The organism is uncultured Pseudoteredinibacter sp., assembly GCF_947502065.1.
In the GTDB taxonomy this organism is placed as follows: Bacteria; Pseudomonadota; Gammaproteobacteria; order Pseudomonadales; family Cellvibrionaceae; genus Pseudoteredinibacter.
This window is the reverse complement of sequence record NZ_CANMYE010000005.1, coordinates 309,674-326,986: the sequence shown is the minus strand read 5'-3', so window position 1 is coordinate 326,986 and position 17,313 is coordinate 309,674. Positions and strand designations below refer to the sequence as shown.

General features: G+C 48.3%; 17 protein-coding genes. 7 read left to right on the top strand and 10 right to left on the bottom strand.

What is annotated here, in order from left to right; genetic code table 11:
- Positions 1–57: 57 nt before the first annotated feature.
- The 5 genes from Q1A41_RS14895 to Q1A41_RS14875 form a co-directional block, all read right to left on the bottom strand.
- Positions 58–846, bottom strand: a complete 789-nt coding sequence (locus tag Q1A41_RS14895) for a uroporphyrinogen-III synthase (protein ID WP_299980580.1) — start codon at positions 844–846, stop codon at positions 58–60.
- Between the two features lie 21 nt (positions 847–867).
- Positions 868–1,800 (bottom strand): hydroxymethylbilane synthase, encoded by a 933-nt coding sequence (gene hemC, locus Q1A41_RS14890; protein ID WP_363322410.1) that lies wholly within the window; start codon positions 1,798–1,800, stop codon positions 868–870.
- Between the two features lie 127 nt (positions 1,801–1,927).
- Positions 1,928–2,569, bottom strand: coding sequence for a TetR/AcrR family transcriptional regulator (locus Q1A41_RS14885; protein ID WP_299980578.1), 642 nt, complete (start codon positions 2,567–2,569; stop codon positions 1,928–1,930).
- A 358-nt stretch (positions 2,570–2,927) separates the two neighbouring features.
- Positions 2,928–3,668 (bottom strand): LytTR family DNA-binding domain-containing protein, encoded by a 741-nt coding sequence (locus Q1A41_RS14880; protein WP_299980704.1) that lies wholly within the window; start codon positions 3,666–3,668, stop codon positions 2,928–2,930.
- Between the two features lie 66 nt (positions 3,669–3,734).
- Positions 3,735–4,793 carry a histidine kinase gene (locus tag Q1A41_RS14875; protein WP_299980576.1) on the bottom strand — a complete coding sequence of 353 codons (1,059 nt, stop codon included), beginning with the start codon at positions 4,791–4,793 and terminating at the stop codon, positions 3,735–3,737.
- A 214-nt stretch (positions 4,794–5,007) separates the two neighbouring features.
- Between Q1A41_RS14875 and argH the strand changes: the two genes are divergently transcribed.
- From argH to Q1A41_RS14855, 4 genes are all read left to right on the top strand, one after another.
- Positions 5,008–6,411 carry an argininosuccinate lyase gene (gene argH / locus Q1A41_RS14870; RefSeq protein ID WP_299980574.1) on the top strand — a complete coding sequence of 468 codons (1,404 nt, stop codon included), beginning with the start codon at positions 5,008–5,010 and terminating at the stop codon, positions 6,409–6,411.
- Between the two features lie 232 nt (positions 6,412–6,643).
- Complete coding sequence (locus Q1A41_RS14865) at positions 6,644–7,093, top strand: hypothetical protein (RefSeq protein WP_299980572.1); 450 nt, start codon at positions 6,644–6,646, stop codon at positions 7,091–7,093.
- 17 nt (positions 7,094–7,110) lie between these two features.
- Positions 7,111–7,332, top strand: a complete 222-nt coding sequence (locus tag Q1A41_RS14860) for a helix-turn-helix transcriptional regulator (protein WP_299980570.1) — start codon at positions 7,111–7,113, stop codon at positions 7,330–7,332.
- Between the two features lie 112 nt (positions 7,333–7,444).
- Entirely contained in the window at positions 7,445–8,434 is a 990-nt protein-coding gene (locus Q1A41_RS14855; protein WP_299980568.1) for a hypothetical protein, read from the top strand.
- A gap of 5 nt (positions 8,435–8,439) precedes the next feature.
- Here the strand turns inward: Q1A41_RS14855 and Q1A41_RS14850 are convergent, their stop codons facing one another.
- The 3 genes from Q1A41_RS14850 to Q1A41_RS14840 form a co-directional block, all read right to left on the bottom strand.
- Positions 8,440–9,039 (bottom strand): hypothetical protein, encoded by a 600-nt coding sequence (locus Q1A41_RS14850; protein ID WP_299980566.1) that lies wholly within the window; start codon positions 9,037–9,039, stop codon positions 8,440–8,442.
- An 86-nt stretch (positions 9,040–9,125) separates the two neighbouring features.
- Positions 9,126–10,523 (bottom strand): amino acid carrier protein, encoded by a 1,398-nt coding sequence (locus Q1A41_RS14845; RefSeq protein ID WP_299980564.1) that lies wholly within the window; start codon positions 10,521–10,523, stop codon positions 9,126–9,128.
- Positions 10,524–10,923: 400 nt separating this feature from the next.
- Positions 10,924–11,811: a helix-turn-helix domain-containing protein gene (locus tag Q1A41_RS14840; RefSeq protein WP_299980562.1), complete on the bottom strand. Its 888-nt coding sequence runs from the start codon at positions 11,809–11,811 to the stop codon at positions 10,924–10,926.
- 199 nt (positions 11,812–12,010) lie between these two features.
- Between Q1A41_RS14840 and Q1A41_RS14835 the strand changes: the two genes are divergently transcribed.
- From Q1A41_RS14835 to Q1A41_RS14825, 3 genes are read left to right on the top strand one after another with little or no spacing between them, the layout of a single operon-like run.
- A complete protein-coding gene (locus Q1A41_RS14835) occupies positions 12,011–13,312 on the top strand; it encodes a glycosyltransferase family 4 protein (protein WP_299980560.1) in 1,302 nt (433 codons plus the stop codon).
- 5 nt (positions 13,313–13,317) lie between these two features.
- A complete protein-coding gene (locus Q1A41_RS14830; RefSeq protein WP_299980558.1) occupies positions 13,318–14,076 on the top strand; it encodes a class I SAM-dependent methyltransferase in 759 nt (252 codons plus the stop codon).
- A gap of 1 nt (position 14,077) precedes the next feature.
- Positions 14,078–15,175, top strand: a complete 1,098-nt coding sequence (locus Q1A41_RS14825) for a prenyltransferase/squalene oxidase repeat-containing protein (RefSeq protein WP_299980556.1) — start codon at positions 14,078–14,080, stop codon at positions 15,173–15,175.
- Positions 15,176–15,218: 43 nt separating this feature from the next.
- On the opposite strand, the gene Q1A41_RS14820 is transcribed toward Q1A41_RS14825, so the two are convergent.
- Positions 15,219–16,460, bottom strand: coding sequence for a methyltransferase domain-containing protein (locus Q1A41_RS14820; RefSeq protein ID WP_299980554.1), 1,242 nt, complete (start codon positions 16,458–16,460; stop codon positions 15,219–15,221).
- 114 nt (positions 16,461–16,574) lie between these two features.
- On the bottom strand, positions 16,575–17,192 hold the full coding sequence (locus tag Q1A41_RS14815; protein WP_299980552.1) for a class I SAM-dependent methyltransferase: 618 nt from the start codon (positions 17,190–17,192) through the stop codon (positions 16,575–16,577).
- Positions 17,193–17,313: the final 121 nt, after the last annotated feature.

Below are 17,313 nucleotides of genomic sequence, written 5' to 3'. Positions count from 1 at the left end.
CTCCATTTGTGCAAGGTCACCCTAGCAGCGGGGTTTTAAATTAAATTCTATTTGGGCTTAGCTGGCCAATCTAGTTAAGGCTTCCAGCATGGCGGGCTCACCGGCATTACTGGCAACTAAGACCTGTTTAAACCCTAAGCTTTTCGCCATTTCAGCAACGCGTAAGCTTGGGCAAATCAATCGGTAACTTAACCAGGCACCAAGCCCGGCTTCTTCTATTCCATGGTGCAAGTTTTCTAAGGACTCGCCACTGTGCACCAAAATCACTTTTCGCCCTGGCAAATCAGAAAATTGGCTGCCAGCTAAGGCAGCACTCAGCGTAGCCGGTCGAATACGACGGTAGAGCTCGCAATAGTCAACTTTAGCACCTCGCTGGCTTAATGTTTGCGCCAGTTGCTCTCGGCCACCCTTGCCACGGAAAATAAGGACTTTTTTGTCGCTTAAATCCTGCAGCTGTTTCAGTTCCAGAAGTGCCTCACTGTCCATGGCGCCCTCGGCCGAGCTTAACTCAGCAAACGCCATACCCCGAGCCGCCGCCGCAGTGGCTGCTCCAATTGCCAGATATTGCTGCCCCATAGGTAACTGGGGCCAATACTGATCAATCCAAGGCTCTGCGTATTTGACGGCGTTTTGGCTAATAAAGATCACAAACGCGTATTGATCAAGGTTCATAACTCCAGCCTTGATCGCGGCAATGGCCGCCGCCTCTTCCAATTGGGCAATTTCCATACAGGGGATATGCAAACATCGCCCCCCTGCCGCTACAATTTTATCCTGCAGGCGGGTATTCGCCTGCTCCGGCCGACATAGGAGCACATTAAGCCCAGTTAAGTTCATTGTGCTCATCACCTTTAAACCTAAGCTGAATTAGGGCGTATTGCCGTAGACCTTATCTAAAATCTCTTTGGCACCAGCTTCGAGTAAGCGCTCTGCCATTGCTATGCCCATACTTTCGCCGCTATCTAAGCCGCCTTCGGCTTCTTCAAATAACAAAGTGCTACCATCTGGATCGCCAACCAAGCCGCGCAACCACAACTTACCATCTCGCTCTATCGCGTAGCTTGCAATAGGCACTTGGCAGCCACCTTCTAAGCGACGATTCATAGCACGCTCGGCCACCACGGCCCGGGCAGTCTCATTATCATGCAGCGGCGCCAAAAGTTCTTTGCAGGCTTCGTCATCCACTCGGCACTCAATACCCACAGCCCCTTGGCCACCGGCAGGCAAACTAAGCTCTGGGGCGATAAAATCGCGAATACGATCGGCCATTTCTAAGCGAATAAGCCCAGCGGCCGCAAGTATAATAGCCTGATATTCACCGGCATCCAGCTTCGCCAAACGGGTATTAACATTGCCACGCAGAAATCGAATATCAAGATCAGGGCGAGACGCCAAAAGCTGGCACTGGCGACGCAAGCTAGAAGTCCCCACGACGGCCCCTTCTGGCAGTTCATCCAGGGAGGCAAATTCATTGGATACAAATGCATCGCGTGGATCTTCCCTTGGGCAGATAACCTCTAAGCCCAGACCTTCGGGAAACTCCATCGGCACATCTTTCATGGAATGAACGGCGATATCAGCGCGCTTTTCCAATAGCGCGTGCTCAAGCTCTTTTACGAAGAGACCTTTGCCACCCACCTTGGCGAGCGGCACATCTAGAATTTTATCGCCCTTGCTGACCATGGGCACCAAACTTACCTCTAAGCCTGGGTGATGACGCTCTAGCTCAGCTTTAACATACTCAGCCTGCCATAAGGCGAGAGCACTCTTACGTGTGGCGATACGAATAGATCGGGACATGATGAACACTTAATCAATAAATCAAGCGCACATAATAACAGAGCAGAGAACCTGCTCCTATGTTTTAGCTCAGGCAAGCGCCGCTCAAAAAACAACCAGGCAGATCATTTCTGGCGGCTTTACAAGATTAAGCCAACAACTCTTCTGAAGCTTCAAGCTTTGCTTCGGGCTCAGGTTTTGATCTGTGCCCATTTAAACTCAATAGCAAACGCTCTGCTGCGCGTCGACTATCTTTGAGAACAGAGTCCCCACCACCTAAAGCAGCCATCATCTGAACATTGAACACCAAGCTGATTAAGCCCCAGGCAACTTCACGCTGCGCTGTCGCATCTGCATCTGGGTAATCAACATTGATTATGCGGCACAATATCATGACGAAATTGCTGTACCACTCGTTCATTCGCTGTTTTATTTCTGGATAGAGATCCGCACCAGAAACCAAAGCTTCCGCCACTAAAATTTTTCTACGTTGATCTTCATCAATATCGATAAATAAATAATCAAGCAGTGGCGAACTAGTTTCTGATTCAGGCATTGAAGCAAGCATTTTGCAGGCTTCGGTTCTGGAGGATTTGATGTATCGATCCGCTAAGGCTTGCACCATTTCGGCGCGGTTGCCAATGTGGTAACGCAACAAGCTTCGTCGCAGACCAGACTCTTCGGCAATCCTTTCTAAGGTTGTGCCCTCAACACCCAGTCGAGCAACACATCTCTCGAATGCATCGAGTATTTCTTCTGTGCGTTCCGCTTTAACACTGGGACGTGCCATTTGGTTTCGAGCTCCCTGTCGAAGTAATTGTTGGCACGGATAGTAGCACAAGGATTTAGACGAAACATTACCTCAAATCAGGGATAAAGAGCTTTTTTTCAAAAATATAAGACAAATGTAACTCGCAGCTATAAGAGAAATATACTAAAAGAAATATACCGCGAGTAAGCTGTCATTTATGAATAGATAAAACCACAAAACGTTTCAATTAATAGAACATCATCAATTAAATCAATATGCAATTTTTTCAAATTTGAAAATTTATTTTCGACGAAAATGCGAGTGGCGAGTTGCTTTTCTGCACACAAATAAAAAAGCCCCGATACTATCGAGGCTTTGATAAAAAAAGAAACGCAATTTACATTTCAGCTAGCATTGCTCGAATACGACTTACATGCCGACGACTTACCACTGGCTTTTCATCGCTATCACGCAAGCGCATAACATAGTGTCCTTCTGCAGCTCTTTCCATACCTTCAATATAGCTGCGAGCAACTAATGCATTTCTGTGAACACGCACAAAACTGGCTTCAAATTCAGACTCTAACTCTTTTAGCGTATCATCGATCAAGGTTTCACCCCCACGATGGTAAACTGTCACATATTTTTGATCGGCCAGAAAATAAAATACATCTTCTAATGGGATCAGCTCGACGCCACGGCGAGTTTTCGCACTAATATGTTTACGCGCGTTAGGGCGATCAGTTTTGCCCATATCATCTAAGGCAGCCAACTGCATACGATTAAGTTTACGAGCATTATGTAAAACTTGCTCTAGCTGCTCTTGCCTAACTGGCTTAAGTAGATAACCAACCGCCTGAGCCTCAAAAGCTTCAACGGCGTGCTTATCATAGGCCGTGCAAAACACCACCGCTGGTGGGTCTTCCATCGTAGAAATTCGTCTAGCCGCCGATAGGCCATCTTCACCCGGCATGGAAATATCCATCAATACCACATCTGGACCAGACGACTGAATAGCTTGCATAGCCTCATCGGCACCAGCAGCCTGCGCCACAACCTCACACTCATCCATGCGGGAAATCATTCGAACCAGCCGCTCTCTGGCTAGCGCCTCATCATCGACGACCAAAACATCCATGATTGTGCTCATTACTTAGATCTCACTTGTTTTTTACTGTGTTGAATCATTGCTATCGGCAGCAGCTCATAATTTCTTCAATTGGTAACGAATATTAATTGTGTAAAGTTCGTCATTCTGCTCGATATTCCACTTAACCTTCTCGCCAAAATGCCCCTTTAGGCGGGCCAGTACATTGTTCAGTGCCAGTTGATTCCCAGAACTGCGGGCCTCTTGTACCAGAGGGTTACTTACTACTAAGTGTAGCTCGTCATTCTGTTTAAGCACCTTTATTCGAATAGTGCCACCCTGGGGCAAGTGGTGCACGCCATGCTTAATGGCATTTTCTAATAAAGGCTGCAGTACTAAGCTCGGGATTGGCATATTCCAAGCATCATCAGTCACCTGCCAATCAGTATGTAAGCGCTCACCCATGCGCAACTTTTCCATCGCCAGGTAACGCTCACATAAAGTGACCTCATCCCTTAGAGTAACCAATTTGGGCTCAGCCAGACTGGCACGAAACAGCTCACTAAGATCTTCAATCGCCTGCTCAGCCTTTTGCGGATCTACCTCGATTAAACAGGCAATCGTATTCATACAGTTGAACAAGAAATGGGGCTGAATCCTCGATTGCAGCGCCTGAAGCTGAGAGTGCAAATGCGCCTGCTGTTGGTTACGCACTTGTTGTTGTAAGTACATATAGCGCAGGCCGATGCCTGAAATAATCATGGAAATCAGCAAAAACTGCCCGAGGCTCCAATAATTTAACTGCAGCATATCGCCATATTGAGAGATAACCACGCTGAACAAGCATAGCGTCATCAGCTGAACTACGGCGAAACAACTCAGGCCTGCTACAGCCGGGTGGCGCTTATTGAGCCAGCCCGACATCAAAGCCAAAAACAGCAGCGATGCCAGCGCGACCCACTGTACCGCGAAGGAGACCATGCCAAAGCCCTGCCAATCGAAGCCTTCTAAACCAAAGGCCGACAAACTCAAGGTGATCGCCAATAGCTCACAAACCAAGACCACCACCAAAGCTACAGATGGTTTTTTCAGATCGGGTAGGAAATCCCCCTGAATATTCAGAGTTTCATTAACTCCTTGTTCTAATTGGCGCTTTTTACTATTTCTATTAAACAAAGCCTCTCCTAGGGAGCATATAAAAACGGTGGTGATAAAACAGTGCTGAATTGTACGGCTTCGCGCTTCGATGCACCGACACCACAAGGCCAAAAGGTTGATCAGTTACCTTAGGCGGCATGAAGCACTATAATGCCACACCCTTAGGTGGGCGCTGCCTATTTAGGCGCAATAGCAAACCAATACTTTAAGATTAAAAAAGCAGGATGTAACCATGAGCGATAGCCAAAACGACGCCACCAATCAGCAATGGGGCGGTCGCTTTAGTGAGGCAACTGACGCCTTTGTACAACGTTTTACAGCCTCGGTGCAATTTGACCAGCGCATGTACAAACAAGATATTCAGGGCTCCGTCGCCCACGCCACCATGCTGGCCGAAGCAGGCGTGCTTAACCAAGAAGAGCGAAATGCCATCATCCAGGGCTTGCAGACCGTGCAAGCGGATATTGAAGCCGGACGCTTTGACTGGTCTATTCCCCTTGAAGATGTTCATATGAACATCGAATCAGCGCTAACCAAAGCCATTGGCATTACCGGTAAAAAACTCCACACCGGCCGTTCTCGCAACGATCAGGTAGCTACCGATATTCGCCTGTGGCTACGCGACGAGATTGACTTGATCAGCCTTGAAATGACACGCCTGCAAGACGGTCTAATCAAACTGGCCGAAGGCGAAGCCGACACCATCATGCCAGGCTTCACGCACCTGCAAACAGCCCAGCCAGTAACTTTCGGTCATCACCTATTGGCTTGGAACGAGATGCTAGAGCGTGACTTTGGTCGCTTAGTCGATTGCCGTAAACGCTTAAACCAATCGCCGCTAGGCGCCGCAGCCTTAGCTGGCACCAGCTACGCCATTCAGCGAGATATGACAGCCGAGTTGCTGGGCTTTAACAAGCCAACTGAGAATAGCTTGGACTCAGTATCCGATCGCGACTTCGCCATCGAATTCTGCGCCTTTGCCAGCTTGCTGCTGACCCACATGTCACGCATGTCTGAGGAGTTGGTATTGTGGACTTCAGCGCAGTTTAATTTTATTGATTTGCCAGATCGTTTCTGCACCGGCTCTTCCATCATGCCCCAAAAGAAGAACCCGGATGTGCCAGAACTGGTACGTGGTAAAACAGGCCGCGTGAATGGTCATTTGATCAGCCTGCTAACCTTGATGAAATCCCAGCCACTGGCGTACAACAAGGACAATCAGGAAGATAAAGAGCCATTATTCGATGCAGTGGATACCGTCAAAGACTGTCTACGTGCTTTCGCCGATATGATTCCTGCCATTGAATCTAAACCAGCGGCCATGCTGGAAGCCGCTAAGCGTGGCTTCTCTACCGCTACAGATTTAGCGGATTACCTCGTTTGCAAAGGCGTGCCTTTTCGCGATGCGCACGAGATTGTGGGTAAATCTGTCGCCTACGGTTTAGAAACCGGTAAGGATCTATCTGATATGAGCCTAGAAGAGCTACAGCAATTTAGCGGCCAAATCAGCGATGATGTCTTCCAAGTTCTAACTCTTGAAGGCTCGGTTGCCGCTCGCAATCACATTGGCGGCACCGCCCCAAATCAGGTTCGCCAAGCCGCAGGACGCGCACTAGCCCTTATAGCGCAGCGCTAAATCCCCCACAAGGCCCGCTACGGTGGGCCTTTTTACACCTCTAGATCAGCTTAGCTCTTCTAGCCCCCTCTCACGTCTCACGTCTCACGTCTCACCATAAATACAATGGCATTTGTTAAGTTCTACAAACATCATGTCAAATATATTTGACATGATGCTAAAGCCAAACTAGGATTTGCCATGTCAAACATTTTTAACACCAGGTTAATCAAATTATACCAAGGAGGCAGTAATGGCTTATCGCGAACAAGTGCTGTGGGTTGATGCCCTAATTATGTTGGGCTTAATCGGGTATACCGTTAAGCAATTGATCTTAGCGGGTAATGGGGCCTTATTTAATATTGAACAAGCCTATGAGGTGGTTGCTAGCGTGCTCTTTATGGCTGTTATCGCTTATATACTCTGCCATATCGCAATCGCCATCGTCGCGAATAAAGACGCGGAAGAGGAGCGCGACGAACGAGAGCAGCAGGCAGCCCAGCTTGGCGCTTATTGGTCTGCAACCATCAGCCAAACCACCATCGTACTGGCCCTAGTGCAATTTGGCTTAACCGTACAATTTGGTGGCGACCGCAGCGAATTAAGCCTAGCCCACCCACTTTTATTGTTATTAATCGGATTAATCTTGGCCGAGTTAACAAACGCCGGACGCCAGCTTTATTATCTATATCGTGGTATCTAACCACAGCGGGAAGTGACATGAGCAAATGCCAAATTAGCAATCAAATACGCCGCCTGCGGTTTGAACATGATGAAATGACCCAACAAGCGCTCGCCACGGCTGTTGGGGTAACAAGACAAACCATATTGGCCATAGAGGCTGAGCGCTACTCTCCTTCGCTGGAAGTGGCCTTTAAAATTGCGGCGGTCTTTCAGCGCCCTTTAGAGGAAGTGTTTCAATATCAACAAGAACAAACATAAAGAAAGCTGCGCTCACCCTCTCAAAATTACCGTTTATGTCCAACTACAGAGAATATTCTGCAGTCGGATGTAAACTATCGGAAACACTTAATCTGGAATGGACACCAAAGTAATGTTTTTTAGATCTGCACTTGCTTCTCTTCTAGTGTCTGGACTTGCCATTAATCACGCCCACGCGCAAATCGGACAAATTTTCACCAGCCCACAATTCATTAGTCAACCAGAAGATCATATCGTTGTTCAAAACGGCTTAATTACTGTTGAACCTTTTGAAACTAATAAGCCACAGCTTTTTATCAGACATTTAGGCCCAAACGCTGCCGAACAAAATATTAGCTATGATGTCGGTTATTACACTGGGTTTCATACCGACGTCGAAAACCAGTTTGGTGAGTTTGACCTAGCCCCACCAACCGGGAGCAGCGCCATCCAACTGCACGGTTACCAGGCAGGCTGTATGATTAATACTTGGCAATTTGACTGGCAGGCTATAAATGGCGGCGGCCCGCACTGTGCTTACCAATACCTTTATGACATCGAAGGCGCGCCTAGGCCTTGGAGCAATGAGGCAGACTGGAGCCTGACATTTCAGTTTTTCCATCGCCTGCCGCAGTTTTATCGCGATGCCAATTCACCCAATGGAAAAGCCATTGGACAATCCTCTATGGTGGTTTATTTACAGAGCGATAGCGGACAAATCATCGGTGTTTTAGCCAACTTGTACGACATGCGCGGAGTCTACCCCTCCTTCAGTGCTCACGATGGATATTCAGCTTTTGTCTCCGCACCACTTCTTGCAGCTGAAGACAGTAATGAACAATGTCGTTTTTTTGAAAAATCTATTTATAGCAACAGCTTCAGCGATAAGCCTTTCAGCAAAGAACAGTTCTTTCGGCTACATATCACTAAAGACAATTTAACCTGTATCTTCGACACAATGGAGCAAAAGAAGCTAGATTTACCACGTGACCCAGAAGGTTGGCGTGTGCACTCTTGGTTATGGCTTATGGAAATTGGTGGCTACTCAGATGAAGCCAACGCAAGTCTAGGCGGCTCTATTAGGGCCCCTTACTTACTAACTTGCACCGGCACAGACTGCTAACGGCACTAACCGCTTACCTTGGTGACGTAAACCCAAACATTGCTCAAGCCCACAATAATAGGTGGCCTTGCGACCCGCACATTGTCTTCGGCTTGGGCTTGCCCGATAACCTCTTTGCAATAGGTAAAGCGCAAATCCAGCATCTTCTTGCGATATGGGGCGCAGGCAAACATCTCGCGGTTCGTGTTTAACTGCAAAACATCTCCGGTTCGCAGCGGCCCTTCGGGGCCATCAAACAAAGCGCTTTGCCAACTCTTCTTATGGTATCGCCCAATATAGATGTAGCCTGCCTCATCCGACGTTAAATCACCTTCACCGCGAGTAATAATCGCGCTGTTATTAACTTGAGGAGTCGCCGCTATTACAGGGGCGCTGGTCTGGGCCAGAGGGATCGCCGGCTGACTAAACTGCAAATAAGAATAGGCCAGCGCAAGCAAGCCGAAAAGTGCTAGCGACAGCAAGGATGAGCGCAAGTTTTCTCCCATATCTTGAAACAGCAGAAAACCCAACACACCTATACAAAATAAACAGCTCGCAATAATGCCTTGCGGGCTTAGCAAAGCTGCCCAAAGGGCTGGCCAGCTTGCTTGAAATACCAAATCCATCAGAATACCTCCTTGTACTAGAGGTCCAATGTAGTGATAGACGCCTTACAGATCAAGTAAGTTTCCTTACAGTATATGACAGACGGCTAATTGAATTCTCCATGCTTCAAGCGTCGGAAATAATCTTTAGCGGCCGCATTCACCTTCGGCGCCAATATAAAGCTAGAAATCATGGTTGGAATCGCCATGATGGCATAAACCCCAACCAGCAATCCATTCACCACGTCTAGCGAAACGACAGCACCGAGCACAATCAAGAAAATGTAGCAGGGCGTATAATAATGTTGCCTCTGAGCTCCTATTAAAAAGCCCAAACACTTAGCACCATAGAACCAATAAGTAACAATGGTACTAAAGCTCAATAAAGCCACCATCACCAGCAACAAATAGATTCCACCGCCAGGAAACACCTTATCGATTGCGCTTGCCGTCATAGTCACTCCCGCCCCGGCTGACGGATCTTGCCACACGCCAGTCAGTAAAATAATCAGCGCCGTACAAGTACAAACCACCAAGGTATCAACCACAGGGCCAATCATTGCTACCACGCCTTCACGAATAGGCTCATCGGTTTTTGCCGCACCATGGGCCATCGATTCCGTACCAATACCCGCCTCGTTAGAGAATGCCCCTCGGCGTACACCAATCATAATCACTGTGCCTAGGGCACCACCGGCAGCAGCTTGCCCAGTGAAAGCATCGCTTACGATCAACGCCAACATCGCTGGAATTTGATCGATATATTGAAACAGCACCACTGCAGTAAAGAGTAGATAGAGCACCACCATTGCCGGCACCAAGCGTACGGTTAAGCGACCAATCCGCTGGATTTTGCCAATGATTACCACCACCGTTAACAAAGCGACGCAGCTACTGGCGATTAGATCGAAACCAATATGGCTCTCAGCCGTAGTCCAGCCCGCAGGAATCGCAACCGCATCACGCAGCAGCTGGATAAACTGATTGGCTTGAAACACCGGCAGAGTACCGATCATTCCCGCTAAACAAAATAAATAGGCCAACGGTAAGAAGCCCTTAGGCAAGGCTTCTCGAATGACATACATCGGGCCGCCCTGGGTTTCCCCTAAACTGTCTTTACCGCGAAACATTACCGCCAGTGAGGCCGTATAAAATTTTGTCGCCACACCAATAACTGCGGTGACCCACATCCAAAATATTGCACCCGGTCCACCTAGCGCAATAGCGATAGCAACTCCGGAGATATTACCCAGCCCCATGGTGCCGGCCAAAGCCGTCGACAAGGCCTGCGAGTGGGAAACCTGCCCCGGCGCATTCGGGTCATCGTAGCGCCCTCGCAATACCGCAACACTATGACCAAGGTGACGATATGGCTGCAACCTGGAATAAATAGCGAAAAACAAACCGCCACCGACCAATAGCACTACCAACGGTGTGCTCCACATAGCATCGGCAAATTGATTTAAAGCAGTTTCAATACGGGGAAGTAACTCGGCTAGGGACATATTAAATTCTTATTTTAAGTGACCAGTATGGGCATGCGGGCACCAGTCTATGAGGCCGCCCTGCCGGGGTCAAACACCAGCGCCACAGATTATTCAAAAGCACTTAAAATAAAGGCTTACACGTAAATTAGCAAAAACCAATATAGCGGAACAATTGTTGACGTGAATCAATAAGCCCAACCCTACACAGGCGTAGTCTTAGCCATACAGAAAACCCATTAACTACCTGTTGAGGACAAGACAATGACTGTAACCGCTGCTGTAATGATCGTTTTCATGGCGGGAATCTTTGCGATTTTGACTGTCGGTGCTTTGTTGGCTTATGCCATTGATGAGCGTGTAGATCACGGCGATCACTAGGGCCTGTTAACACTAATTGGGCCCCAAGTTTTACTGCTGTCTAGGTGGCAGTTGCTAGAAGCGGATGTTTTAGCTCGCCATAAGCCTTGCGAGTCGCCGCCGATTGCCACCACTGCTGCGTTGCTATATCGCCCGGAAAGAAACTGTGCAGTTTAAAAGTTCCATTTGCACTTAAAGTGATGGGCTCAATGGCGGTGACTACCGTTTTCATTGAGTAATCGCTTTGCGGCAAGGTCACACGAATATCGTAGCTTGAATCAAAGCGCACCTGCCTTGCTATTTCTGGCCAATTCTTTGGTATGCCAGGGTAAGCCTCTAACCATTCCATCAATTCGTTAAGCTTGCTGTCATTGGTCAGTAACTGTTGTTCTTTTACCTGCATTAATAAAGCGCAACTAAAATCTTCCCAACCATCAATCACATAGCGCATGCCTTCTTCTGAGAAAAACAGATGGTACATATTCATCTGAATAGCGCTGGCTTCACAACCCGCTTTCAAACCCGCCTGCTGCATAAGGTTTAGCCAGGCGCGATTAAACAGCAGCACATCGCCCAGATCATTCACAATAAATGCTGGGTAAGGCTCATGCTTTTCTAACATCCAGCCCATTTGGCGCTTTAAGCGTTCACCTAAAACTTGCCTGCTCGCGACACTATTGGGCAAAAAGCCCGCCGACTGCAGCAGCAAATTGCCCTCGCGTGAAGATAACTTAAACTCTTGCTGCAAGCGCTGGACCATAGCGCGACTGGGCCGGCTGCGACCGGTTTCAAGAAAGCTAATGTGGCGGCTAGAGGTACCTAAGCGTGCGGAAAGCTGGGCTTGCGATAAACCACTTTGGGAGCGCCAAAATTTAAGCATGCGCCCAAACGCGGCCTCTTGCGGCTGATCGTCTAACTCGGATTTATCTGAGAGCTCGTCTTGGCTCAATGTTTCCCCCAGCTGCCCTAGCAGCACTACCTTTAGGAATGAGCTCCCTAAGCTAAGACAATCGTCATTACCTATGAGGGAATTGCCGAGGGATTATAGGCTGTGTCACACTGTGCGGCAATTTCACAGAGCCATTGTTACCGCACAGCGAGCTAACAATGAGCGCAATTAGCAGCCAAAAAAGCAGCATTTATCCATCGTGAACAGCTTTAGCCAAAACATTGCCGATAGCAATGCCAATAACCGTGCCGATACCGACGCACAACGCTCCCTCAGAATTTGCCTGTTGGGCTACCGCAGTGCGCCCTTCGTTGGCGGCCAGGGCATTTATATCAAGTATCTCAGTAAGGCCTTGGTGGACGCTGGGCATCAAGTGGATGTGATATCCGGGCCTCCGTATCCTGATCTAGACCCACGGGTTAAGCTGATCGAAATGCCCAGTTTGGATCTATTTAGTGCCCCCAACCATGTCACTGCTTTACGCCCAAAGCATCTGAAATCTTTCAGTGACACCTTTGAATGGTGGAGCATGTTAACTGGTGGCTTTGCTGAGCCTTATACCTTTAGTCGCCGCGTTGCTAAGTATTTAAAAATACACGGCCACCGCTATGATCTGGTGCATGACAATCAGTGCCTAGGCTGGGGACTGCTGAGCATTCAAAAGCGCGGCCTACCGGTAGTCGCCACTGTGCATCATCCGATTACCCGGGATCGCCAGCTGGCACTGAATGCCGCCCAAGGCTGGAAAGATCGCCTATTAGTAAAACGCTGGCATTCTTTTTTAAGAATGCAAAAGCGCGTAGTTCAAAAGCTTAACCATATCGTTACAGTATCTGAGCAATCACGCCATGATATTGCTGATGCCTTTGATATTAGCAGCGACGACATTAGCTTGGTCTATAACGGTATCGATACCGAAACCTTTCGACCACGCAGCGATATTGAGAAAAAACCTCTGCAGCTCATCACCACAGCTTCTGCCGACCAGCCCCTTAAGGGCCTGCGTTATTTGTTGGATGCAATGGCGAATTTGCGTGAGGATTTTCCTGAGCTGCAATTACTTGTGGTCGGAAAACTGCGTGAAGATGGCGATACCGCTAAGCAGTTAAAGAAGCTGAAGCTAGAGCAGCAGGTACGTTTTGTATCGGGTATCAGTACCGAAGAACTAGTGCAACATTACAACGCCTCCAGCATCGCCGTTTCGCCTTCTTTATATGAAGGCTTTGGCCTACCGGCAGGCGAAGCCATGGCCTGTGGCACTGCGGTAATATCCAGTGACGGTGGCGCCCTACCTGAAATTGTTGGTGATGTTGGCGTGGTAGTGCCCGCCGGTAATGCCGAGGCCCTGAGCAAGGCCATTGCTGAGTTGCTGCAAGACCCTGAGCGCCGACAAGAGATGGGCTTGCGTTGTCGCGAACGAATAGAAGAAAAATTTAGCTGGAAGGTTGCCGCAGAACAGTTCGGCCAATACTACCAACAGATGCTGGCCGAACGGAAATAGGATATATGCAAACCATTAATTTTGATCGCCTTGAATTAAAAAACGGCGAACGATTTTTAGATGTCGGTTGCGGCGAAGGACGTCACACCATCGGGGCATACTTGCATGCCGATGTAGAAGCGATTGGTGTTGATCTCAGCGAAAAAGATTTGGCCACCGCAGGTGAGCGAGCCGAACAATTTGTGGACCCAGAAAACAAAAATCGTAGCCTGCACTTTCAAACCGCCAATGCCCTAGAGCTGCCGTTTGAAGACAACAGCTTCGATAAAGTGATTTGCTCTGAAGTGCTTGAACACATTCCAGATTTCCAAGGCGTATTAAAAGAGCTTCAGCGAGTCGTAAAAGACGATGGTGTAATTGCTATCAGCGTACCACGCGCTTGGCCGGAAGATATCTGCTGGCGCTTAAGCGAAGATTATCACCGCACACCCGGTGGCCACATCCGAATTTTTAATGCCATGCATTTGCGCCAGGAGGTAGAAGACCTAGGTTGGTCACGCTATTACCGCCACTGGGCACACGCTCTGCACGTTCCTTACTGGTGGCTGAAGTGTAAATACTGGGGCCAAGAAGATGATCAAGTGTGGGCGTTGCGCCATTATCATAAGTTTTTAGTTTGGGATTTAATGCAGCGGCCATTACTCACCAAGGTTTTAGATAAGATCTTAAACCCTATTATGGGTAAGAGTATCGTGATGTATTTTAAGAAAGACCCAACGGCGGCGACCACCGCAACAACAGCTGCCACAGCAACAGGCGAATAAGATGGACGGTTTATTGCTAAGCAAGGGTTTATTCCCCGAACAGTTTCTTCGCAAAACCGTTGACTATATTCTTAGCCAACAACTTGAAGACGGCTTAATCCCTTGGTTTGAAGGCCACAAGGCCGACCCTTGGGATCACAGCGAAGCTGCCATGGGCTTATCTATCGCGGGTGAATATGAGGCGGCCGAAAAAGCCTATCAATGGTTAGCTGATAATCAGCTAGACGATGGCAGCTGGTACGCTAATTATCTAGACGGCAAAGAAGTCTACAAAGAGAAGCGCGAAACCAATTTTATTGCTTATATCGCAACTGGCGTTTGGCACCATTACCGCATCAGCCAGAACCGGGATTTTTTGCTGCGCATGTACCCGGCCGTTAAGAAAGCGATTGATCTTGTCGTATCTTTGCAAGCACCCACCGGTGAAATCTACTGGGCTATAGAACCCGACGGCAGCGCCTTTAAAGATGCACTTGTTACGGGCTGCTCTTCGGTTTACAAAAGTATTGAATGTGCCATCGCCATCGCCGAAGAACTTGGTGAAGACTACAGCAGCTATCTACAAGCCTATGAAAAGCTTGGCGCGGCATTAGCCGATCACCCTGAGTATTTCGACCGCACCTGGGAGAGTAAAGAGCGCTTTTCGATGGATTGGTTTTACCCCATTCTTGCAGGTGCCATTACTGGTGAGGCTGCTAAAAAACGTATTGCCGAGCGTTGGGATACCTTTGTACGGGACAATATGGGCTGCTTGTGTGTGAGCGATGAACCTTGGGTAACCATCGCCGAATCTTGCGAGCTAACCATGGCCTTGTTAGCGGCAGACGAACATGCAAAAGCGGTGCAGGTTTACAGCTGGTTACATCAATGGCGCGACAATAACGACGGCGCTTATTGGACAGGCTATCAATACAAAGAAAAAATCATCTGGCCAGAAGAAAAAACCACCTGGACAGCAGGCGCCATTTTGCTTGCGGCCGATGCGCTAACCCAGCACACCGCCGCATGGGATATTTTTCAGTGCTGCCAGTTTCAACGCTATGATTGTAAAAGTAATGAAAAATCACTTGGCGAAAAACAGGCGGCACGAAAAGCCTAATCGGCACATTTTTTAAGATAAAAGCTAAGCTGAGAAATCCAAACTAGCTTAACTTGCCAATTCTCGCTGCGATAGGCCAAAGCACTTTTTTCTTTGGCTCATCACCCCACTGCTTCTGCAATCGCTCAAACCAGCTGTGAAACACCGCCAGCTCATCTTTTTGCTGCGCCGCTTTATAAGCCGACCAGGTGGATATATAGCCAAGTAATTCTTCAAAGCTCATCTCTTGCTCAATACTCACATTGGGCAAGCTTGTTTCTTCGAAAGGAAAATACAAATCTGCATAACCGTTTTCGACAGGGCGACGCTGCTTAGGCCAATAAGAAAAACAATCTTGCCAGTAGCCCTGCTGAAAAATCGCGTTTAACGGGCCTTCTATATAGGGCACGCCATAGCTAATTAAAGCGATGCTTGCATTGGGTTTAGCAACACGGCGAGCTTCGTCGTAAAAGCTATTTAGATCAAACCAATGGGCGGCTTGGGCTGCAACAATCAGATCTGCACCATGAATATCGCCCCCTAAAGATTCCGCAGAGCCTACTTGGTAAGTAATATTGTCTTGCTGCTGGGAATGCCGGATTTGCTCCGCGCTATTATCTACAGCAATGACCTTTTTAAAATAAGCCGCCAGCACCGTACTTAACTGGCCATTACCACAGCCAACATCAACAGCCACATCATTGCCCCCACACAACTCAGCCAGGGCTTGCCCTAACTGCTCTGGGTAGCTGGGACGAAATTTTTGATATTCTGCAGAGGCAATCGAAAAGGGGTTCTGTTGACCGGTACCTGCTAATAGCTTTTCTGTAGGCTCCGTCTTTTGTCGCTCTACTCGATCACTGAAGGATTCCAATTCCAAAGCTTCAGCCGCAGCGCTTAAATTATCGCGCAAGGGGCAGCCAAGCTCAGATTCCAATTGATCCACAGCTCGCAGCATTGCCTGCCAATGGGGCTGCAATATCTCCAAAGCCTCTTTACCGGATGCACTAAGAGATATCACACTCTGGCGAGCATCCTTACCGGCAGATTTTTCGATCAAACCATCGTCCAGCATAAGGCGAACCGTTTGGCTAACTGCACCTTGGGTAACAGCCAGCTGTTCACTCAACTGCCCCACCATCTGCGGGCCATTGGCAAGTAACCTTAATAGGGGCGTATAACGCGCCCGATAGGGGAAAGACAGTTGCTGATACCAACTGTCCATATCATTGTCACTAAGATCAAGCAGACGGCGCAAAGCCTGACCTAGGCCAAGCTCTGAGGCTAAGGGGGTTTTATTATTCATCAGAGCATAATATATTAGCGCTAATATATTTCAATGGATTTTATCTTCTACGCGAATTTGGATGAGTAAAAAAGGAAAATGGCAGCCGGCTGGCTGCCTTAAAACAGCAGGCGATTACTTACGGCGGAACAAGCCCAGAGTATTTACCATCGGCAACTCTTCAAATAAACCAGAGGCCTTAGCAAGCTTCCAAATATTGTATGGCGCCTGACCGCCATCTGCTGGATTCGGGAAAATATCGTGAATCGCCAAGATACCGCCGGGCTTAATATGAGATACCCAGCTGCGATAATCCGTTTGAGCCGCTTCTTCACTGTGACCACCATCGATAAACACCATACCAAGAGGCGTGTTCCAACCTTTGGATGCCAAAGCCGAACTTGCCACAATCGGCACCACGGTATCTTCTAAACCAGCCGCACGCATGGTGGAGCGAAAAGCTTTAAAACTGTCCATTAACTCGACGCTGCTATCGTAAAGGTCTGGGTCGTGGTATTCCTCACCCAATTGGTGCTCTTCAGAGCCGCGATGATGATCAACCGCATAGACGACATTGGGGCTTCCCTTGCAGGCCTCACCTAAATAAACCGTCGATTTACCACAGTAGCTGCCTACTTCCAGTACCGGGCCTAGCTGCGCCGATTGCTGGGCAAAATTGAACAGCGCCTCCCCTTCATCTTCGGCTAAAAAGCCCTTAATTTGATCAATATCGATGGGTAGCTCAATGCTCATGCCTGCTCCTAAAAATAGCCTAACCGCTTTACGAAGCTAGGCATTTAATAGCGAAAGCCGAGGTAAAGCAATGTCCAAAAACGCCAATTCATGCACTGGACTAATAATGCTTTACGTGCCA